The organism is Streptomyces sp. NPDC058195 (assembly GCF_042883525.1).
Classification (GTDB): domain Bacteria; phylum Actinomycetota; class Actinomycetes; order Streptomycetales; family Streptomycetaceae; genus Streptomyces.
The window spans coordinates 24701-46879 of record NZ_JBHVVM010000042.1 but is presented as its reverse complement, the minus strand read 5'-3'; the positions used below and the strand labels follow the sequence as shown (position 1 = coordinate 46879).

The window sequence follows — 22179 nt, the reverse complement described above, 5'->3', positions numbered from 1 at the left end:
CCGTGGCGAATGTGATGAGCCTGACGACGGTGCCTGATCCGCATGGGGGGACGACGACGCTGGGGCGGCCGATCACGAATACGACCGCGTATGTTGTCGATCATCATAATCAGCCTGCTCCTGTCGGTGTTCCGGGGCATGCGCTGCTGGGCGGGATCTGTCTGGCCCGGAATTATCACAACCGGCCTGATCTGACGGAGCAGCGTTTCACTCCCAATCCTCTTTCTCCGCCGTTTCCTGATCCGCGTACGTATCACACGGGGGATCTGGTCAAGTGGCGGGCTGACGGCACGCTTGAGTTCATCGGCCGGATCGACAACCAGGTCAAGCTGCGGGGCTACCGGATCGAGCTCGGAGAGATCGAGGCCGCTCTCGGTACCCACCCCCATGTCCACGCCACCACCGTCACCACCCGCGAAGACACCCCCGGGGACAAGCGCCTGGTCGCCTACGTCGTGCCCACGGCGGGACACAGCCCCGCCACGCACGAACTGCGTGCTCATCTGAAGCGGCAGCTTCCCGACTACATGGTTCCCAGCACCTACGTCCCTCTCAGCCAGCTGCCGCTGACCCCCAACGGGAAGGTCGACACCAAGGCACTCCCCGCACCGGACCACCACCGTCCCGAACTCGCCACCACCTACACCGCCCCCCGGAACTCGACGGAAGAGACCATCGCCGGTGTGTGGTCCGACGTCCTCGGCATCGACACCGTCGGCATCCACGACAACTTCTTCGACCTGGGCGGACAGTCGATCAGTTCGGTGCGCGTGGTCTCCCGGCTGCGGGAAGCCGGACTGGGCGTCTCCCTCCAGCAGTTCGTGCGGCACCCGACGGTCGCCCAGCTGGCGGCCGAGCTGGACGTCCCGCAGTCGGCGTCGGCCGGGCTGGTCGTGCTCCTGTCGTCCGTGGCGGACCCGGAGCTGCCCGTCCTCTTCTGTGTGCATCCGGGCGGCGGCAGCACTCACCCGTACCGGGCTCTCGCGCAATGCCTGAAGGGCAGGTTCACCGTGTACGGCGTCCAGGCGCCGGGACTGAACGCGGATGAGGTGCCGCTCGTCGGGATCGAGTCGATCGCGGACCGGTACTGGCGGGAGATCCGCCGCGTGCGGCCCGCGGGCCCGTGCGCCATCCTCGGATGGTCGACCGGCGCGGTGATAGCACACGCGATGGGTGCGCAGGCCCCGGAGGAGGTGGCCGGTCTGTATCTGCTGGAGCCGGCGGTGACCGGCGACGGTCAGCGGGACCGCTTCCAGCGGCACGCCGAGGTGTACCACCGGGTGAACGAGCTGTGGCGCCGGGGCCAGAACGAGCGCGGCGCCGAACGGGCCGCGACGGAGCGGGAGCTGCGGCGTCTGGCCCCGGAGATGAACCTCGACGAGAGCCTGGTCACGCTCGACGAGTGGCTTCCCTTCGCGGTGCTGGAGGCCGAGGTGCGCTCGCTCGCCGCCTACCGGCCCGGCCGCTCGGCAGCCAGGGCGACGCTGTTCGTCAGCGACACCGTGCGCGACGGCAGCGGCGACGAAGTACCGGAAGCCCAGTACCTCGCCCACTGGCGCGGGCTGTACCCGGCAGGTCTGGCCCAGCGGGCGATGCCGGGACGCCACCAGGAGATGGTCAGGGGCGCCGAGCAGCTCAATGCCGTGCTGTCCGTGTTGAAGGAATCGGCGACGGCCGACGCCACCTCCCGGAAAGGGGCGTTGCTGCAGGTCTGACCGTAGCTCGCCGCTGGAGCACGGGAGGCGACAGAGCCGACGAGGGGCCCACCACTGGAACCCAGGAAACGTGGTGGGCCCCTCGTCATGTGCGTGGGGCCCCGGCAGTCTTGCCGAAAGTGCAACGCCACGGGCTGAGCCGCAGGTCAGAGCATGGATTCCATGGAGCAAGCGGCTGTCTGATCGTCCTGCTTGCGCAGCGTGCGCGTCTGCGTGACGGTGGCGGGGCGAAGGGTGCTCGCCCTCGTACGTGCCGGTGGCGATGACAAGCCGCTCGGCGACGCCGCGCAGGCTCACCTCCTTGCCGCTCAGATGGTGGGCCATGGACAGCATGGAAGCGCTGGTGGCTCCGTCCGCGCCGCCGATGGTTCTGCCGCGCTTGCGGGCGGACTCGTGGCTTCGGGGGTGTGGCCGCGGATGGTCCTCACGCACCATCCCGGGCATGGCCGCCAGCACGGTGCACACGATGCCGGACGGGGCGGTGCGAGCCCATCGCTCCCGGTGCGGAAACTCCGGGACGACGCCGCTCGCCTTGAGCTCCCCGGCGGTCAGGGTGAGTTCGATGCCGGGGCTGAGTCGCGTGCGCTCGTGGACGACGAGGGAGACGGCCATGCCGGAGACCCGTTCTCCCCGGCGAGCGTCACGGCGGCCTCCAGCTCGGGACGTTGGGGCGCGGGTGGAGACCTTCTCCGAGAAGACGCGGGTGACTCCCGGCGCCGCTGAGGTGGTCGGGCGGTGCGCCGGAGGACTCCCGGGCGGCCGAGGAGCGGGCGCAGCCGAGTGGTGTCAGTCGTCCGGTCGCGTGACGTGTCATCAGTCAGCTCGTAGAGCGCGGCGCCATCCTGGTCCCGAACGCCGGGCGGACTGGCCGTCCCACCCGTAAGGGAAGAGGATTGCGGAGCCGGGCCACATATCGCCGGTACGCCCGCGCCTCGGCCGAAGTGCTCGTGATGAGGGCATGGTGGTCAGGGAACAGGGCACTTCCCGCGTCCAGTACGGGGGTGTTCGTTCCGAACTGGTTCCCCTGCAAACGGGTGGCTGTCAGTCGGCTCCGGCTCCGGGGAATCAACGTGCTCTGGCCGACTGTGACCGGGCCGCGGTTGACCTGGAACCAGACCTCGCGCCGGTTGCCGAACAGTACGACGCTCTCGCGAAGGTCGCGCGCGTGGGTGTACACGTCGAAGTCCCAGTCGCCCCGAACTCCCCCTGAGGCGTAGTGCGCACGAAAGTGGTGCATAAGCCGGGGCAGGTCGACCGTGGCGCCGAATGGAATCACCGCGTCACCGAAGGGCTCGCCGGCGATGAAATAGATTCTGAACTCCAAGCCGTACAGCCGCCCGCGGACCTTCCTCTTGACGTACAGCGAGAACGTGTCCGTGTCGTCATGGTTCCACCGGCTGGCTCGGACGTGCTGACGTGTGAGGTAGGCGAATGACAGGAACTCCCGATCGGCCAGCAGGCCAGGGACGTGTTCGACCGAACCATGGAGCAGATAGAGGCACATCAGGTCCACCGGATGCGTCTGGTGTGCCAGCCTCGTGAAGAATCCATCGGAAGAACTGTCCCGCAAAGGTGTCTCCAGTCGTCCGGCCCTCTGCTATTCCCTGAGTATGGGGCACATCTACGGCCTGGGGATTTTCGGAACGGCCAGTATCAACGAGATTGATCTTGGCGCCTTGGCGGCAGCGGCCCGCGGCGGGGAAGCGTTCCTCGTCGTCGGAACCTCGAGGTCTCCCTGCCGGGCGCCGACCCGGGCCCCTCGGGCGATGACGTCTGCGTCCAGTCCGCACTCCCTCTCTCTCTGCCCCGCTCGGCACACAGACCGGCGCCCCGGTCTCGTGGCCCCACCGTGTGTGCGGTGGGAGCCTGAGACCGGGGCGCCGGAGGTCGCGGCCGGTGCCGCCTGGTTCACCAGCGCTTCAACTCGGGGAAGAATCCCGGGATTTCGGTGGCGCGGCCGGTGCGCAGGGCAGTCCGGTAGATGTGGTGGCCGACGGCCAGGTCGAGGACGCCGAGGCCGAACGGGGAGAAGACGGTGGGGCGGTCGTGGGTCAGGGAGACCTCGCCGCGCAGCACGTCGGCCAGCGTGCCGTTGATGAAGTCGCGCGTGCCGTACTCCATCTCCGTCAGATGGGGCGAGGTCTGCGCGGTGAGGCAGTGGTCGATGTCGTCCAGGACGTTGTGGCACTTGATCATGACGGTGGGATGGATGTCGCGCAGGGAGAGGTTCAGGATGAGCTGGCCCGGCAGGAGGGTCTGCTGGTCCGACAGCCAGGGCGCCGACGCGGTGGTGGCGAGCACGACCAGGTCGGCGGTGGCCAGGGCCGCGTCGATCTGTGTCACGGCGCGGGCCTGCCAGCCGTGCGTGTCGGCGGTGTAGGAGGCGAAGGTCTCGGCGTACGCGTCGACGTGGTCGTGTACCAGGCATTCACGGACGTTGGTGCCGCGTGCCGCGAGGAAGTCGGAGACGGTCCGGCCGATGACACCGGCGCCGACGAAGAGCACGGTCTTCGGGCTGTCGCCGTCGGCGAGGGTCTCCGCGGCGAGCGCGGCGGACGCCGCGGTGCGGGCGGCGCTGATGCCGGACGCCTCCAGGCAGGCGAACGGGTAGCCGGTCTCGGCGTCGTTCAGCAGGAGCACGGCGGAGGCGCGCGGCAGGTTCTGGCTCACGTTCTGCGGGTAGCTGGCGATCCACTTGAGGCCGGAGACCGGTGTGTCGCCGCCGAGGTGGGCGGGCAGGGCGATGATCCGGGCGCCGGGATCGTGCGGGAAGCGCAGGAAGTGGCTGTTGGGGTTCACGGTGGCACCGCGGCTGTGCTGGAGATAGGTCTCCCGCACGAGGTCCAGGACGTCCGACGGCGCGGAGCCGATGACATCCTGGGCGACGGAGCCGTCGATCACATGGAAGGTCGACATCGGTGGTTGCCTTTCGAGGGCGGGATCAGGTGAGGATGCCGAAGTTCCGCTCGACCCAGTCGTTGTTGTAGACCGTGCCGAGGTAGCGCTCGCCGAGGTCGGGAGAGATCGCGGCGATGCGGGAGCCGGCTGGGATGGTGTCGGCGCGGCGGCGGACGGCGGCCAGGACCGAGCCGGTGGAGCCTCCGGTGAGCAGGCCGTGGGTGCGGGCGAGCAGCCGGCACTCACGTATGGCGTCCTCCTCGGCGACCAGTACGACGTCGTCGGCGAGGCTGGGTTCGAACAGTTCGGGGATGCGGCTGGCGCCCAGTCCGGGGATGCGCCGCGGGCCGGGTGCGGCGCCGAAGATGACGGAGCCGAGGGCGTCTACGGCGATGATCCGGGTGTGCGGCGAGAACTCGCGCAGGTGCTGCGCGCAGCCGACGAACGTGCCGGTGGAGCCGACACCGATGAACAGGTAGTCGAGATGCTGGACCGTCTTCAGCAGGGTGCGCGCGGTCTGTTCGTAGTGGGCGCGCGGGTTGGCCGGGTTGGCGTACTGATTGAGCCAGACCACCGTTGGGTCCGCCTCGATGTGGCGCCGGATGTGGGCGATGCGGGACTGGAGGAAGCCGCCGTTGGCGTCGACGGTGTCGACGACGACCACCTCGGCGCCCAGGGCGCGCATGTGATCGATGCTGGCGGCGTTGGTGTTCGGGTCGACGACGCAGGTGAAGCGGTAGCCCTTGGTGGCGCAGATGGAGCTGAGGGCGATGCCGAGGTTTCCGGACGAGGACTCGATGACGCGGGCACCCGGCCTGAGGACACCACGGTGCTCGGCGTCCTCGATGAGGCTCAGCGCGGTCTTCAGCTTGACGGAGCCGGCCGGGTTGAGGCCCTCGATCTTCAGGAAGAGGTCGGAGCCGGGTACCACCCGGGGCAGCAGGACGAAGAGGTCGTCGGTGACCAGCTCGTAGGTGTGCTCGTAGATCATGACCTGGGCTCCCAGAGGTCTTCGGGGCCGGTCTCCTCCGCCGCGTAGCGGCCCAGCGCGCTGACGGCCATTCGCAGTTCCAGTGCCATGGCGTCCAGCAGGCGCTCAAGGCCGTACTCGGGGTCCTCGTCGACGGCGATCAGCGCGGCGCGGCCGAGGCCGACGGCGCGGGCGCCGAGGGCGAGCAGCTTCACGGCGCGGATGCCGTCCCAGACCCGTCCGCTGGCGAGGAGAGTGTGGCCGGCGGGGTCGACGCGGCGCAGGCATTCGGCGAGGGGCAGTCCGACGTGGCCGAGGAAGCCGGTCGGTGCCCAGCCGGTGCCGCCCTCGGCACCGTCGACGGCCACGGCGTCGGCGCCGGCGTCCCAGGCGATGGCGGCGGCCTGGCCGATGTCGCGGCCGGGGAAGAGCTTCACCCAGCAGCGGGCGCGCGGGTAGTTGTTGCGCATGAGCTGGATCTGCCGACGGAAGATCTCGTCGGTGAAGGTGCCCGGACTCGCGCAGCGCAGGACCGAGGAGGAGTGGGGGCCCAGCCGTTCGACGGCGTACTGTCCGGCGAGATCGGCCGCGACCGTTTCGCTGATCATGGTGAGGCCGCCGAGGCCGGGCTTGGCGCCCTGGCCGACCTTGAGTTCGAAGCCGAGGCGGCCGGTGGTCAGGAGGCCGGTGACGGCGGGGTCGCTGTAGACATGGTTCCAGACCTCGGAGTCGGCGTCCTCGGTGCTCTGCTGGACGCAGATGCCGCCCACGCCGTCGGGGAGTTCCTCGCAGTACGCCTGGACGCGTTCCAGCAGGCCCTTGCGGTGGTCGTCGCCGCTGGAGCGGAAGCCGTTCATGGGGGCGACGTTCTCGCCGATGACCATGGGGATGCCGAGCCGTCCGGCCTGGCGGCTGAGGGCGAGGCCGGTGCCGGTGACGCGGGTGGAGCCGAGCGCCGACAGGTAGACCGGCAGCGGGGAGGTGAAGCCGCCGAGGGCGGTGTCGAGACGGACGTCGGAGTAGAGGGGTTCACGGCCGAGGTCGATGAGCTTGGCCAGGCGGCCCGGCATGAAGACGGGCGGGGCCAGGCGCAGTCCGTCGATCTCGTCGCCGGTGGATTCGAGGTCGGCGCCGAAGACGACGGTGCCGTAGCTGTTCAGGGGCGGGAAGACGGCGGCGGCGCCGTCGCGGGCCCGGACACGGACGGATTCCTCGGGCAGGCCGGGTGCAGCCAGCTGGGTCACGGCGACACGACCCCCGCGATCTTCGGGAAGGCTGTGGTCCGCCAGACGGAGTCCAGGCCGGTGACCCAGCGGGTCAGGCGCTCCAGGCCGATGCCGAATCCGGCGCTGCTGGGGATCCCGTGCCGCGCGACATCGAGGTACCAGGCGTACTTGGAGGGGTTCTCGCCGGTTTCGCGCATCCGGGTGACCAGGGCCGCGTAGTCGTACTCGCGTTCGCTGCCGCTGCACAGTTCGCCGCAGCCCTCGGGTGCGATGAGGTCGAAGTTGAGCAGGGTGCCCGGCTCGTCGGCGCTCTCCTTGTCGTAGAAGCCGCGGGAGCCCTTGGGGTAGCCGACGATGAAGAACGGGGCGTCGGCCTGGCGGGAGATGCGCTCCTCGGCTTCCCACTCGATCTCGGTGCCGGCGGCCTGCGGGTACCCGTCGCGGTGCAGGCCGTCCACGACCTCGCCGTGCGGCACGCGGGCGAACGGCCCGGCCACGCGGCGGCGCAGGGCGTCGGGGTCGCGGCCGAGGACGGCGAGGTCGTCGCCGCACTCGTCGACGACGGCGGTCACGGCGTGGCGGACCAGCCGCTCGGCGATGCCCATGGCGTCGTCCCGGGTGGCCCCCGCGTACTCGACGTCGATCTGCCGGAACTCGGTGAGGTGGCGGCGGGTGCTGCTGGTCTCGACGGGTTCGAGGCGGACGTTGGGCGTGATGAGGAAGATGCGGTCGAAGGCCAGCAGCGACGCCTGCTTGTAGAGGATGGCACTGGTCATCAGCTTGTAGCGGTGGCCGTAGTAGTCGACGTCGACCTGCTTGGCACCGCGCGAGCCCGGGTCGGTGACGGGGCCGATGACGGGGTGGGCCATCTCCACGGCGCCGTCGGAGCGCAGGAAGGAACGGGCACCGGCCATGAGCGCCTGCTGGATCCGCAAGGCCGCGTGAGTGCGCGGGTCGCGCAGGTGTTCCAGCGGTGAGGGCAGTGCGACGGCCTCGGGTGCCGACGGGAGGTCTGTCTGGAGTGTCATGTCTGTCGTGTCCTGTCCTGTCATTGCCGGTTCGGGGGCACCAGCCACCGGTGGCGGAGGGGCGCCGGGACGAGGGCCGCTCGGATCAGCTGGCCCTGTCGAGGCGGGCGGCGGGGTCGTCGTAGCGGTCCTTGACGTGGTTGAGCGCTTTCAGCAGTCCGGACGAGGTCAGCCGCCGGGACGGCTGTGCGGCGGTCGGCCGGCCGAGCGGGAGCGACCCGGTGCGGGACCACTCCAGGCGGCCGTGGTCGGAGATGAAGCTGCGGGTGCGCCCCGCGTTGTCGGGGTGCAGACAGAAGGGGACGTCGAGGTATCCGTGGGCGAAGGCACGGATCAGCGCCTGGCCGAGGTCGTCGTGCAGATGCAGGACGGCCTCGACGAGGGAGCGGGCCTCCGCCTCGACGCCGGTGGACGGCGGCGGAGCGGCCGGTCGCGTGGTGCGGGCGGCAGCGGCGGCGGCTTCCAGCGCGATGACGTTCTCCTCGACGGAGGGGATACGGGCCGACTCCGCCGGTGTCTTGACGATGAGCCGGGCGGCGCCGGTGCGCACGGCGAGCCGTGCGGCGTCCGCCCCGAGCCGCAGCGCGCCGTCCCAGGTCTCCGGGTAGACGCCCATGTACGCGTAGACGACCACATGCCAGGAGGTGTCCGGGAGATGGTCGGCGGCGAGGGCGCGCAGCGCGTGGACGGCCTCCTCGTCCTGTTCGCGGCTGGTCTGCTGGGTGTAGCTGAGGGAGACGCTGCGCAGACCGTGCTGGCGGAAGAACATGGCTTCCAGGACGGAGAGGGCGACGAGCAGGGAGGGCGGACAGAGCTGGCCCAGCATGCAGCCGCCGAAGGTCTCCAGGTGCGGTTCGGTGCCGGTCTCGCGCAGGGCGGCGAGCGTGCGGCACGCTTCGGCCCAGGCGTGGACCGAGGTGGCCAGCGGGGTGCGGCCGTAGGGCAGGCAGTAGGAGACGGGCCCGCCCTCGGTGGCGTCGAGTCCGGCGGCGATGAGGGCTTCGACGATCCGGCCGGGCTGCGCGGAGCCGTGCCGTACCTGGACGGGGAATGCGGGGCCGTGGACGCCGTCGAGGAGACCGGTGGTGGTCTCCAGGGGCATGCTGACCAGCGGATAGCCGTTGAGGTGGTGGCCCTGGGCGACGGCGCGGGCAGCGGCGGCGTGATCGCCGACGCGGGTGAAGCTGTCCAGGGTGAGCGTGCCGACGGTGGTGGCGTCGGCGGCACGGGTGGCGATCAGGCCGGTGCGCATCCGGGCGGGGTCGGCGAAGCCCATACGGGGCTGTACGACGAGGCGGCCGGTGCGGGCGGCGTCGGCGACGAAGCGGTGGAAGGAGCCGCCGGAGGGGGCGGGTTCAGCGGACGGCATCGACCTGGGGCCTTCCGTGCCGGTGCTCGGGCAGGGTGTCGAGCAGGGCGAGCAGTCCGGGGATGGCGTTCGCGCCGGTCAGGACGGCGTCGAAGCCGGCCTCGGTGAGCGAGGCGTGGACGTCCGGGGCGAGGGTGCCCGAGGTGTCCAGCTTGCCTCCGACGACGAGCGGCACCCTGACCAGCGCCGGTACGGCGCGGACCGCGCGGGCCAGGCCCGCGGCCTCCTCGGCTCCGTGTCCGTTGACCGTGCTGACGACGATGAGACCGGGCGTGCGGGCCGTGGCCTCCTCGATCAGGACGTCGACCGGGACGCACGCGCCGAGATTGGTGACCTCCCAGCCCTGTTCCTCGAGCAGGAGTTGCAGGAAGAGCAGGTTCCAGGTGTGTGAGTCCGAGGCGATGGTGGTCAGGACTGCGTGGCGCGGGCTGTCCGGGGGCTGGCGATGCGGGTACACGACCGGGCTTTTCCTCTCGACACCGATGGGGCCGCGACCGCTGCGATCGGGCCGGGTACCCGTGAAATCGCCCTCCATGGGGGCGTCCGGGCTGTGCGCTCATGACGCCGTCCATGGTGGCCAGTGGTGATCGTGGGCGGCACTGGGCAGTTGTGACCATCCCGAGGGGCGTCATTTGTGTCCACTGGGGTCGCTCGTCCCCGCGCCCTAGCCTGCTCGTCGCGGACATTCGGCGCCGACGGCCGCGGTCGTGTCGGCGGCACGGTCCCCGGCCCGCCCGGAGGCCTCCGCCCTGCCCTCGCCGCGCGCCGTACGGCGTGCCGCCCGTGAACCTCTTGTAGCGCTGACGATGTCCTGATGATGGGGAGTGAACGGTGGCTGATCACCAGCTGGGGGAGTGGCGGCACGCACTGGAGGGCCTGGAGCCGCTGGAACTGCCGTCGGACCACCGGCCCTCGGACGACGGACCGGGCCTCGCGGACCAGATCCCGTTCGACGTGCCCGCCCGCACCGCCGACGCGCTGGCCGCCCTGGCCCGCGACCGGGGCGTGGAGCTGCCCGCGGTCATGCTGACGCTGTTCCACACGCTGCTCGCGCGGCACGCGGGCCGGGGCGACGTCCCGGTGGCGGTGCCGGCGGACGGCACGCGGGACACGGAGCCGGCGGCCGTGGTGCGGGGCCCGGTCGGTGACCCGGCGTTCACCGAGGCCCTGGCGCACGTCGCGCGGGGCATGGCGGACGCCGTCGCCCGCGGGCCGGTACCGCCCGCGCTGACGGCGGACGCGGCCGACGGCACGATGGCGGCGGCGTGGTTCGCGTGGCGCACGGGCGGCGGGGAGACCGCGGCATTCCCGCCGGACGCGCACGTCACGCTGGAAGTCGTCGCGGACGGCGGGGGACTGAGCGGCGTCCTCGGCTACCGGACCGATCTGTTCGAACGGGCCACGGCGGAGCGGATGGCGGGGCACCTCGCGACGCTCGCGCGTTCCGCCGCCCACACGCCCGGGAATCCGCTCAGCGCGCTGGAGATGCTGACGGAGCCGGAACGCCACCGGATCCTGACCGAGTGGAACGGGACGCGGTCCGCGTTTCCGGACACCGCGACCGTGCACCAGCTGGTGGGGGAGCGGGCCGCGCTCCAGCCCGACGCGGTGGCCCTGGAGCACGGTGGGCAGCAGCTGACCTACCGGGAACTGGACGAGCGGTCCGAGGGGCTGGCGAGGCACCTGGCGGAGCGGGGCGTAGGCCCCGGCGCCCTGGTCGCGGTGTGCCTGGACCACGGACCGGACCTGGTGTGCGCGCTGCTCGGCGTGCTCAAGTCGGGTGCCGCCTACGTGCCGTTGGACCCGGTCTACCCGGCCGAGCGGCTGCGCTACATGGTCGAGGACAGTGCCGCCCCGGTGGTGGTGACGCAGTCCGCGCACGCGGACCTGTTCACGCCGGGCACCGCGCTGCTGCTGGCCGACCGGGAGTGGCCGACCGGCACCGGCACCGTCCCCGTCGCCGCCGCGGGACCTGACGACGTGGCGTACGTCATCTACACCTCGGGCTCGACGGGCCTCCCCAAGGGGGTGCGGGTCGGGCACCGGGGTGTCGTCAACTACCTGCACTGGTGCGACCGGAACTATCCTCCGGCGCCCGGTGCGCGGATCGGGTCGCTGCTGTGCTCGTCGGCGGCCTTCGACCTGACGGTGACCGCGCTGTTCCTGCCGCTGGTGCAGGGGCTGTGCCTGGTGGTGCCGCGGCCGGAGCCCGGACGCGGCGTGTTCGACGCGGCCGTGGACATCATCGCGACGGGTGTCCCGGTCAGCTTCCTGAAGGCGACGCCCTCGCATCTGGAGCTGCTGACCGCCCGGCTGGAGCAGGACGGCGTCCGGCACGGCATTGCCACGGTGGTCGCGGGCGGCGAGGACCTGACACCAGCGCTGGCGCACCGGGTGCTGGCCCTGGGCACCGGGGAGAGCGCGATCGTCAACGAGTACGGGCCCACCGAGGCGACCGTCGGGAACGTGGTCAGCCGGGCCGTGTCGGTGGACCCGGAAGCGGACCACGTGCCGATGGGCCGGGCGATCGACAACACCGAGGTGTACGTGGTCGGGGCGCACGGTGAGGTCCAGCCGGTGGGAGTGCCCGGCGAGCTGCTCATCGGCGGTGTCAACGTGGCTCTCGGCTATCTCGGCCGGAACGATCTGACAGCGCGGCGGTTCGTACCCCACCCGTTCTCGGCCGATCCCGAGGCACGGGTGTACCGCACCGGCGACCTGGTGAAGTGGCTGCCGGACGGGCGACTGGTCTACCTGGGCCGTATCGACGACCAGGTCAAGCTGCGTGGGCACCGGGTGGAGCTCGGAGAGATCGAGAACGCACTGCTGTCCCGGCCAGCCGTAGCGGCGGCCACGGTCGTGGTCCGCGAGGACGTCCCGGGCGACAAACGGCTGGTGGCGTACCTGGTGTCCGCCGACGGCACGGCCGTGGCCGTGGCCGGGCTGCGCGCGGCACTGGCGCGGGAGCTGCCCGCGCACATGCTCCCCGCCCGCTACGTGGTGCTGGAGCGGCTGCCGCTCACCCCGAACGGCAAGGTGGACCGGCGGTCACTGCCCGCGCCCGAGGGCCACCGCCCGGACGTGACCGCCGCGTTCGCCGCGCCGCGCACACCCACGCAGCGGGCGGTCGCCGCCATCTGGGCCGAGTTGCTGGGCGTCGGCGAGGTCGGCGCGGACGACGATTTCTTCGAGCTCGGCGGTCACTCCCTGCTGGCCGCCCGGGTCGCCTCCCGGCTTCGCCGGGACCTCGGGGTGGACGTGGCGTACCGGACGCTGTTCGACGCGCCGACCCCGGCGCTGCTGGCTGCGGCCGTGGACGCGCTGGACCCGGGGACCTGCGCCGCGATCCCGCGGGCCGACCGGTCGGCGGGCGCCCTGCCGCTGTCCTTCGCACAGCAACGCCTCTGGTTCCTCGATCAGTTGGCTCCGGGCCGGGCCGAGTACGCGATCCCGGTGGGACTGCGGGTCGAGGGGGACTTCGCGCCGGACGCGTTCGGCGCCGCGCTGACTGCCCTGGCCGCCTCGCACGAGATCCTGCGGACCCGGTTCCTCGCGGACGCCACGGGGCGTCCGTTCCAGGTCGTCGACGCGGTGCGGGAGGTGGCGGTGGACCTCCACGACGCCCGGCACCTCGGTGCCGACGCCGCGCGCGAGATGCTGCGCGAGGCGGCGGGACAGCCGTTCGACCTGGCCGCCGGGCCGCTGCTGCGGGCGATGGCGGTGCGGGTGGCCGACAGGCAGTGGCTGCTGCTGCTCACGGTGCACCACATCATCTCCGACGGATGGTCGGAGGGCATCCTGGCTAGAGAGCTGGGCGAGCTGTACCGCGTGGCGCTGGCGGGCCAGCCGTGCACCCTGGCCCCCCTCGACCTCCAGTACGCGGACTTCGCGAGCTGGCAGCGCGAGGTGCTGGACGGTCCGGCGCTGGCGGGGCAGTCGGCGTACTGGCGGGAGCGGCTCGCCGGAGTACGGCCGCTGGAGCTGCCGACCGACCACCGGCGGCCGGCCGAGCGGTCGGGCCGGGGCGGCACGGTGTCCTTCTCGGTGCCCGCCGACGTGGCCGGCGCGGCCCGGCGGCTGGCAGCGGGGCAGGGGGCGAGCCTGTTCATGTCGCTGCTGGCGGTGTTCCAGCTGCTGATGGCGAAGTACAGCGGTCAGGACGACATCGCGGTGGGCAGCCCGGTGGCGGGCCGCAACCGTGCCGAGACGGAGGACCTGATCGGGTTCTTCGTGAACACGCTCGTCCTGCGTACCGACCTGTCCGGTGACCCGGCGTTCACCGAGCTCCTGGACCGGGTCAAGGACACCGCGCTCGGCGCCTTCGACCACCAGGACCTCCCCTTCGAGCGCCTCGTGGAGGAACTCGCACCCGACCGGGACCTGTCCCGCAACCCCCTGTTCCAGACGATGTTCGCGCTCCAGAACACCCCCGACAGCCACGCCTGGCAGCTGTCCGGAGCAACGGTGGAGCCGTTCGCCGTCCGCGAGGAAGAGGCCAAGTTCGACCTGACCCTGATCCTCACCGAGCGGCCCGACGGCTCGCTCGACGGCGATCTGGTGTTCGCCCTCGACCTGTTCGCACCGGACACCGCCGAGCGGCTGGCCGGGCACTTCACCACGCTGCTGCGCGCGGCGGTCGTCGGCCCGGAGCGCCGGCTGTCCGAGCTGGAGGTGCTGGCCGGCAGCGAGCGGCGCCGGGTGCTGGCCGAGTGGAGCGGGACGGCGATCGCCGCGGACACCGGCGCCGGGGCGACGGTGCACCGGCTCGTCGAGGAGTGCGCCGCCCTGCGGCCGGACGCGACGGCGGTTGTCTCGGCCGACGGAGAGCTGACCTACCGGGAGCTGAACGCGCGGGCCAACCGGCTCGCCCGGCACCTGACCGTCCGCGGAGCCGGTCCCGGGGCCGCGGTCGCGGTCTGCCTGGAGCGCGGACCCGAGCAGATCACCGCACTGCTCGCGGTACTCAAGTCCGGCGCCGCCTACCTGCCGCTGGATCCGGAGCACCCCGCCGACCGGCTCGCCTACATGGTCGCGGACGCGCGGGCCGCGCTCGTGGTCACCGACAGCGCCCGGTCCGCACGGCTGCCCGCCGGGCCCGGCCGGTTCCTCACCGACCGGGACTGGCCGCCCCTCGCTGACCTGCCGGCCCACGACCCGGAACCTCAGGCGTCCTTCGACGACCTGGCGTACGTGATCTACACCAGCGGATCCACCGGCCGGCCCAAGGGCGTCGAGGTCGAACACCGCAGCCTGGCCGGCCTGGTCCGCTGGACGGCCGACACCTTCGGCGCGGCTCCGGGACGGCGTGTCGCGCTGCTGGCCGGGGTCGGGTTCGACGCGGCGGCGTGGGAGCTGTGGCCCGCGCTGGCGACGGGTGCCACCGTGTGCGTACCCGATGACACGGTGCGGCTGACGCCCGCGCTGCTCCAGCGCTGGCTGAGCGAGCGGCGGGTCACGGGCACCTTCGTCTCGACGCCGGTCCTGGAGTCGCTCGCGGCCCTCGACTGGTCGGAGCCGACCTCTCTGGAGTACGTGCTGACCGGCGGTGACGCACTGCGCCTGCCCGCCGGGCTGAGTCTGCCCTTCCGCGTCGTCAACAACTACGGGCCGACCGAGTCGACGGTGGTGGCGACCTCGGCCGAGGTCGTCAACGGCACGGCCGTGCCGCCGATCGGCCGCCCGGTGCGCGGCACCTTCGTGTACGTGGTGGACCGGTACGGCCGTCCGGTACCGACCGGGGTGCCGGGCGAACTGCTCGTCGGCGGCGCCGGGCTGGCGCGCGGATACCGGGGGCAGCCGGGCCAGACGGCGGAGCGGTTCGTGACCGCCGACGTCGACGGCACACCACGCCGCGTCTACCGCACCGGGGACCGGGTGCGCTGGCTGGCCGACGGACAGCTGGAGTTCCTGGGGCGGCTGGACGACCAGGTGAAGCTGCGCGGGCACCGCATCGAGCCCGGCGAGATCGAGGCGGTGCTGCTGACCGGCCCCGATGTCTCCGCGGCCACCGTCGTCGTCCGCGAGGACACCCCCGGCGACAGGCGGCTGGTCGCGTACGTCGTCCCGGCGGCGGGTGCCGCGGTGCGCGGCGAGACCCTGCGCGGGCGGCTGCGCCGTGAACTGCCCGACTTCATGGTGCCGTCCGCGTTCGTCGCACTGGAGCGGCTGCCGCTGACCCCGAACGGCAAGGTGGACCGACGGGAGCTGCCCGCGCCCGAGCCCCGCGCGTCCGGCGCGGGCGGTCCGGCCCCTCGTACCCCGGTCGAGCGCGCGATCGCGGAGGCCTGGTCCCAGGTACTGGGCACCGAGGTCACCGGCGTGGACGACAACTTCTTCGAGCTCGGCGGGCACTCCCTGCTCGCCACCCAGGTGACGTCACGGCTGCGGGACGTGCTGGGCGTGGAGGTGCCGGTGCGGGAGCTGTTCGCGGCACCCACCGTCGTCGGGCTGGCCTCGGCCGTGGCGGAGCTCTCCGCCGCCGGGAAGGCCGGTACGCAGCGGATCACGCCCGCCGACCGGACCGGTGGACCACTGCCGCTGAGCTTCGCCCAGCAGCGGCTGTGGTTCCTCGACCAGCTGGAACCCGGGAGCGCGGAGTACGTCGTGCCCTTCGCGCTGCGCGTGAGCGGTGCGCTGGACACCGATGCCCTCGACGCGGCGCTGACCCGCATGCTGGCACGGCACGAGATCCTGCGGACGAGGTTCGTCGCCGACGACGATGGTGAGCCGACGCAGGTCGTCGGTCCCCCGGCGCCGGTGCGCACGGCGCTCCACGACCTGCGGCACATCGCCGACGAGGAGGAACGCCTGGCGGCGGCCCGGAACCTGTCCCGCGCGGAGGCCGCCCGCCCCTTCGACCTGGCGGCCGGACCGCTGCTGCGCGCGCACCTGGTGCGGCTGGCCGACGAGGAGGCGCACCTGCTGCTGACGGTGCACCACATCGCCTGCGACGGCTGGTCGGAGCCGGTCATGGCGCGCGAACTGCGGGAAGGATACCGGGCGGCGACGACCGGCGTTCCGTCCCAGGAGACAGAACTTCCGGTGCAGTACGCGGACTTCTCCGTGTGGCAGCGACAGCAGCTCACCAGTGACGTGCTGGAGGAACAACTGGCGTACTGGCGGGACCGGCTCGCCGGGGCGGAACCTCTGGAACTGCCCACCGACCACCGCCGTCCGCCGGGGCGGACCGGAGGCGGCGACACCGTGACGTTCGAGGTGAGCGCGGCAGTGGCCGCCGGGCTGAGGAACGCGGCCAGAAGCGGCACCGCGAGTCTGTACATGGTGCTGCTGGCCGCCTTCCAGGTGCTGCTGGTCAAGTACACGCGCCAGGACGACGTGACCGTCGGCAGCCCGGTCGCGGGCCGCAACCGCGCCGAGACGGAGGACCTGATCGGGTTCTTCGTCAACACGCTCGCCCTGCGCACCGACCTGTCCGGTGACCCGGCCTTCACCGAACTCCTCGACCGGGTCAAGGACACCGCGCTCGGTGCCTTCGACCACCAGGACCTGCCCTTCGAGCGCCTCGTGGAGGAACTCGCCCCCGACCGCGACCCGTCCCGCAACCCGCTGTTCCAGACGATGTTCGTGTTCCAGAACACGCCGGACAAGCACGGCTGGAGCCTTCCCGGGCTGGACGTGGAGCCGTTCACGGTCACGCTGCCGGACGCCAAGTTCGACCTCACCCTGATGATGTCGGAGGACGCGGGCGGCGGACTGCGCGGCACCCTGGAGTACCGGACGGACCTCTTCGAGCGCGACACGGTCACCCGGCTGGCCGGCCACCTGGGCACACTGCTGGGGCAGGTGGCCGTTGAGCCCGCGGCACGGCTGTCCCGGCTGTGCCTGCTCACCGCCGAGGAGGGACGGCGGACGGTGGTCGAGTGGAACGGCACCGCGGCCCCCTTCCCGGACACCGCCACGGTGCACGGCCTGTTCGAGGCACGCGCCGCACAGCAGCCGGACACGGTGGCCGTCGAAGGGCCGCAGGGCACGCTGACCTACGGTCAGCTGAACGCGCGCGCCAACCGGATCGCCCATCACCTGCGCACTCGGTACGGAGTGCGGCCGGACACGCCGGTCGCGGTGTGCCTGGAGCGCGGCCCCGACCTGATCACCGCTGTGCTGGGTGTCCTGAAGGCGGGGGCGCCGTACGTGCCGATGGACCCGGACTATCCGGCGGAGCGGCTGGCGTACATGGTGCGGGACACCGAGACCCCGGTCGTCCTCACCGGCTCCGCGCACACCGGCCAGCTGCCCCCGGACGTACCGTTGCTGCTGCTCGACGAGGACACCGCGACGCTGGCCGACGAGCCGGACACCGATCCCCGGGCGGTCGCCGCACCGGACAGCCTTGCCTACCTGATCTACACCAGCGGTTCCACCGGCCACCCCAAGGGTGTGCAGGTCGAGCACCGCAGCCTGGTCAACCTGGTGGACTGGACGGCGCGTGAGTACGGGCTGGAACCCGGGCAGCGGATCGCGCTGATGGCCGGGATCGGTTTCGACCCTGCGGCGTGGGAGCTGTGGCTCGGCCTGATCCGCGGCGCGACCTGCTGCGTCACCACCGAGACCATCCGGCTCACCCCGCATCTGCTGCGGGACTGGCTGTGCGAGCAGCGCATCTACACCACGTTCCTGTCGACACCCATGCTTGAGGCCCTGGCGGCGCTGCCGTGGACGTCGGACAGCACCCTCGACTACGTGCTGACCGGCGGCGACCGGCTGCGGATGCCACCGCGGGCACGGCTGCCGTTCCGCGTGGTCAACAACTACGGACCCACCGAGAGCACGGTCATCGTCACCTCGACGGTGATCGAACCCGGCGAGGTGGTCCCGCCGATCGGACGGCCCATCGCCAACACCCTGACGTTCGTGGTGGACCAGCACGACCGGCCGGTGCCCGTCGGGGTGCCCGGGGAACTCCTCGTCGGAGGCGTTCCGGTGGCCCGCGGCTACCGCGGCAGGCCGGAGCTGACCGAGGAGAAGTTCGTCGCGTACGAGGCCGAAGGGGTGAGCACCCGGGTCTACCGCACCGGTGACCTGGTGCGGTGGCGGGCGGACGGGCAGCTCGAGTTCCTGCGGCGGATCGACAACCAGGTGAAGATCCGGGGCAACCGCATCGAACTCGGCGAGGTCGAGTCCACCTTGCTGACCCACCCCGGCATCGGCGAGGTCTGTGTGATCGTCCGCGAGGACACACCCGACGACAAACGGCTCGTGGCGTATCTCGTGGCCGCCGGAGCGGACGCGCCGAGCACCGCGGAGCTCCACGCCCATCTGGGACGCTTCCTGCCCGACTACATGATCCCGGCGGTGTTCGTCACGCTGGAGCGCCTCCCGCTCACCGCCAACGGCAAGCTGGACCGGGCGGCCCTGCCGGTGCCGGACCACCAGCGGCCGGATCTGGGGAAGGAGTACACGGCGCCGCGCAACGCCGTCGAACGGACGGTCACCGCCGTGTGGGAGGACCTGCTGGGCATCGACCGCGTCGGCGTGCACGACAACTTCTTCCAGCTGGGCGGGCATTCGCTGCTCGCCACACAGGTGGCGTCCCGGCTGCGGAAGGCGCTGCGGGTCGACGTACCGGTGCGATCCGTGTTCGACTCTCCCACCCCGGCGAAACTCGCCCAGGGCATCGCCGACCTGATGATGGCGGCGATCACAGCCCAGTTCGCGCCGTCCAGGTGACCGCACCCGGGGCCACACCGTGAAGGAGCCGGACCTCGTCGCCGAGGTCCGGCCCCTTCACGGCCCGGTGCGCCGGGGGACGGCTCAGGCCATGTCCTCGGCGCGGATGCCACCGCTGGCGAGCGCGAGGGCGCCGAGCTGGAAGCGGCTCTGGGCGCCGAACCGGTCGGTCAGCTTCTCCGAGAGCCGGCGCACCGTGCGCAGGGAGACGTCCATCCGGCGGGCCGCCGCCGCGTCCGTGAGCCCTTGGGCCCACAGCCGGAGCACGTGCTGTTCCTGGAGGGAGAGGTTGCCGCGCGTACGGGGGCGTGCTTCCGCGAGCGGCAGGGCTTCCTTCCACAGCCGGGCGAACAGGGTCGCGAAGGCTTCCGTGACCGACTCGACGCCGCACGCCATCGCACCGACCACGCTGGGGCCGCTGGTGACCGGCACGACAGCGTGCCTGCGGTCGGAGACGATCATCCACACGGGCAGCGACGGCAGGGTGCGGACGGCGCCGCCGTACTCCTCGTTCCGGCGCAGGCGCTCCGTAGCCTCGGGGTCGTTGCGCACGCTCTCCAGCACGATGGCACGGGCGGGCGTACCGCGTCGCCGCAGGATCTCGTCCAGCGAATGGCCGGCCTCGAAGGCCGCCGAGTCCGGCCGCTCGGCCGGTCCGACGGTCAGCCATTCGTTCGCGCACTCATCGGCGAGAGAGGTGACGTGCCGCCACACGGCGTCCGCGCCAGCCAGCCACTTGACATCCGGAACGCTCTGCCTGCCACCGCGCCCGCGCTCCGACAACAGCCGCGTCACCTCCAGGCGGCTGCCCTCCACCTGGAGCCGGTGGCGGGCCAGTTCGTCCTGCTGCCGGGTGAGTATCGCGGCCAGCCCGACCTCCGGATCGACCGGCCGCCAGCCGCTGGCGGAGTCCCCCGGAACGATGAGCAGCAGGGCGGACAGCCGCTCCAGCCCGTCCCGGACCGTTTCCTCGGTCTCCTCCAGTTGCGTGGCCAGTTCGGCCACTTCCGCGCTGGGCTGGTCGACCATCGAGATGTACACACTCCGTGCGACGGAGTCGATATCCAGAGAGGTCCGCATGTCGTGCGCTCCTGTATGTCTTGTCGTACGGCACCTGTTGACTGTGGGACATGAGTTGAGTGCGGACCGGCGGCGCTCCCTGCGGGGCGTCACCGCGGGAACCCGTCGGCCGGACACCAGTAGATCGGCTGCCGCAGCGACGGCGGATGCGGGGTGATCCCCCAAGTTCCTTCGGGGCACGCACCCATGGAGCGGGTGAGAACGCTCTCGCGGATGGCTTCCGGGCCTCAGTGGGCCGGTCTCCCGTGGCCGGAGCACACCGGATCGGACCGTTTCACGCACGGCGCCCTGTTCACAGGCTGCCGAAGCGTTTCCTTCCGTGCTCGTCGGCGGACGCGACCAGGCGGAGGCCGCACAGGCATAGCGGTGCGATGTGGTGTGAACGGACGGCCGGCCAGGCTTCCGGGTGTCCACGGCAGCCGGGTGACCAGCCAGGTCCCGGGCCCGCACGACAAGTGAGCGGGCAGACAGGGCCGTGCAGCGGCGGCCGGGGCGCGTGTGTCCCCCAGGGCACGTCGCGTATGCCCCCCACATGCCCGCCGAGCCCACCACCTGGGCACCCCCGTCGCCCGGACGTACCCGGCCCCGCCGTCAGCCACGTACGGCGCTGACCTGCCTCGTCGGGCGCCGCGGCCGCGACCGGTCCTCCGCTGACGCCGCCGTGCTCCGTGCACCCCGCTGCCTCACCGGCCAGGGAGCCGAGGATATGGGGGACAGTCCCCCATGCGGGAGCTGCGGCACACCTGTGCTCTCGGTTCCGTGGCCGATTCCAGCCGCACACGCGACTCCGCCGACCGTGCCACCCGGTCCCGTCGAGAGCCGTGAGCAGCTCCTGAGCCGTGACGGACTCCGCGGGGGAGACGCGGATGCCCCTGGGACATGGCCTCAAGGCATCCTGAATCCGGCCGTCGGCGCGAGGGGCGCCTCAGGAAGAGGAGTGGCCGGTCAGACCCAGTTCATCCGGGCGGCCTTGACCCCCAGCTCGAACCGGCTGCGCGCATCGAGCCGGGAGAGCATCTCGGCGACCATCCGGCGCTCGGTGCGCACGGAGATGCCGAGCTGCCGGGCGACGGCCTCGTCCTTCTCACCGTCAGCCAGCAGACGGAGCAGCTCCCGCTCCTGCGAAGTGATCCCGTCGAACGGTCTTCCAGGGGGTTCCTCGAACAGCTCGGCGTCCTTCCAGTGCGCCTCGAAGAGTGCGAGCAGGGCGCGGACCACCGGAGCGCTGCGGATGACCAGCGCGGTGGCCCGCGCCGCCACCAGATCGCCCGGGATGACGGCGATCTCACGGTCGACGACGAGGAGGCGCATGGGGAGGGCGGGGGCCAGCCGGACGTCGCTGCCGAGTTCCCGCGCCCGCCGCACGTACCGGTACGTCACACGGTCCTTGGTGACGCTCTGCAGATAGAGACTGCGGAACCTGACTCCGCGCAGCATGGCCTTCTCGTTCAGCGGCTGACCCGCCGCGATGGCCTCGGTGGGAAGAGTCCCGCCGGGGAGGAAGGAGAGGACCTCCTCGGCGCACTCGCTGGCGAGTGTCTCCAGATACGTGCGAATGCGGTCGATGCCCAGCAGCAGTTCGCTTCCCTCGTAACCGCCGCTCTCCTCGCAGGCGGAGTACTCCGCGGCCAGGGCGTCCAGGGCCGCCCGCGTCTGGCCGATGCGTTCCTGCCGTAACGCCAGTTCCTGCTGCTCACGCTGGAGCACCAGCTCCAGACCGATCCGAGGGCTCACCGCCCTGACCGTGTCCGGGTGTTCCCAGGAGGGCCTCAGCATGGAGAAGCCCACGAGCCTCTCCACCGAGGCCCGGACCTCGGCTTCGGACACGGAAAGCCTCTCCGCGAGGCGTCCCACGTCGTGCTGCCGGTGAAGCAGTATGGCGCGATAGACGGCGAGGTCCTCCGCGCTCAGTGCCGAGGGCTCTGCCATGTGGACGCGTCCTTCCCGTGCCTCCAACAGCTCCGTCTGGGCGGTCATGCTCCCACAGGGCACGGACCAGCACCTGCCAGGAATCGGACACTCCCTTCCTTGTCCGCATTCCGTCGCCCCGCCTCTTCGTCGCCCCGCCGTCCTGCCGCCCCGCTGACAGGAAACTGCATGGCATCTGTATGCCGCACACATGGGCTTACCGGCTCCGGCACCCGCTGCTTGACTCCCTTCTCGATGAAACCGGCATCACCGTGCCCCACCGTTGCCGGTCCGGTAC

The 22179-nt window shown here is 71.7% G+C and carries 11 protein-coding genes; 2 read left to right on the top strand and 9 right to left on the bottom strand.

The features are described 5' to 3' along the window. On the top strand, positions 1–1715 hold a 1715-nt coding region (locus tag ACFVWY_RS33325; RefSeq protein ID WP_389878660.1), incomplete at its 5' end, for an alpha/beta fold hydrolase. Positions 1716–2532: 817 nt separating this feature from the next. Here ACFVWY_RS33325 and ACFVWY_RS33320 read toward each other — a convergent pair. From ACFVWY_RS33320 to ACFVWY_RS33290, 7 genes are all read right to left on the bottom strand, one after another. Next, complete coding sequence (locus tag ACFVWY_RS33320; protein WP_389878659.1) at positions 2533–3219, bottom strand: hypothetical protein; 687 nt, start codon at positions 3217–3219, stop codon at positions 2533–2535. Positions 3220–3623: 404 nt separating this feature from the next. Then, positions 3624–4631 (bottom strand): 2,3-diaminopropionate biosynthesis protein SbnB, encoded by a 1008-nt coding sequence (gene sbnB / locus ACFVWY_RS33315; RefSeq protein WP_389878658.1) that lies wholly within the window; start codon positions 4629–4631, stop codon positions 3624–3626. A 25-nt stretch (positions 4632–4656) separates the two neighbouring features. After that, positions 4657–5604, bottom strand: coding sequence for a 2,3-diaminopropionate biosynthesis protein SbnA (sbnA, locus tag ACFVWY_RS33310; RefSeq protein WP_389878657.1), 948 nt, complete (start codon positions 5602–5604; stop codon positions 4657–4659). Beyond that, positions 5601–6827, bottom strand: coding sequence for a glutamate synthase-related protein (locus tag ACFVWY_RS33305; RefSeq protein ID WP_389878656.1), 1227 nt, complete (start codon positions 6825–6827; stop codon positions 5601–5603). The genes sbnA and ACFVWY_RS33305 overlap by 4 nt, the downstream gene beginning before the upstream one ends. Continuing rightward, positions 6824–7837 carry an asparagine synthetase A gene (locus ACFVWY_RS33300; protein WP_389878655.1) on the bottom strand — a complete coding sequence of 338 codons (1014 nt, stop codon included), beginning with the start codon at positions 7835–7837 and terminating at the stop codon, positions 6824–6826. Before ACFVWY_RS33300 ends, ACFVWY_RS33305 begins: the two co-directional genes overlap by 4 nt. Before the next feature lie 85 nt (positions 7838–7922). Beyond that, positions 7923–9206 (bottom strand): methylaspartate mutase, encoded by a 1284-nt coding sequence (locus ACFVWY_RS33295; RefSeq protein ID WP_389878654.1) that lies wholly within the window; start codon positions 9204–9206, stop codon positions 7923–7925. Then, positions 9193–9663, bottom strand: a complete 471-nt coding sequence (locus ACFVWY_RS33290) for a cobalamin-dependent protein (RefSeq protein WP_389878653.1) — start codon at positions 9661–9663, stop codon at positions 9193–9195. Before ACFVWY_RS33290 ends, ACFVWY_RS33295 begins: the two co-directional genes overlap by 14 nt. Positions 9664–10037: 374 nt before the next feature. Between ACFVWY_RS33290 and ACFVWY_RS33285 the strand changes: the two genes are divergently transcribed. Further along, on the top strand, positions 10038–18893 hold the full coding sequence (locus ACFVWY_RS33285; protein ID WP_389878652.1) for an amino acid adenylation domain-containing protein: 8856 nt from the start codon (positions 10038–10040) through the stop codon (positions 18891–18893). Between the two features lie 84 nt (positions 18894–18977). Here the strand turns inward: ACFVWY_RS33285 and ACFVWY_RS33280 are convergent, their stop codons facing one another. Both ACFVWY_RS33280 and ACFVWY_RS33275 read right to left on the bottom strand, forming a co-directional pair. Further along, the gene (locus tag ACFVWY_RS33280) at positions 18978–19973 is read right to left on the bottom strand and encodes a LuxR C-terminal-related transcriptional regulator (protein ID WP_389878651.1); all 996 of its coding nucleotides are present in this window, start codon (positions 19971–19973) and stop codon (positions 18978–18980) included. 945 nt (positions 19974–20918) lie between these two features. Beyond that, a complete protein-coding gene (locus ACFVWY_RS33275; RefSeq protein WP_389878650.1) occupies positions 20919–21902 on the bottom strand; it encodes a LuxR C-terminal-related transcriptional regulator in 984 nt (327 codons plus the stop codon). Positions 21903–22179 lie beyond the last annotated feature (277 nt).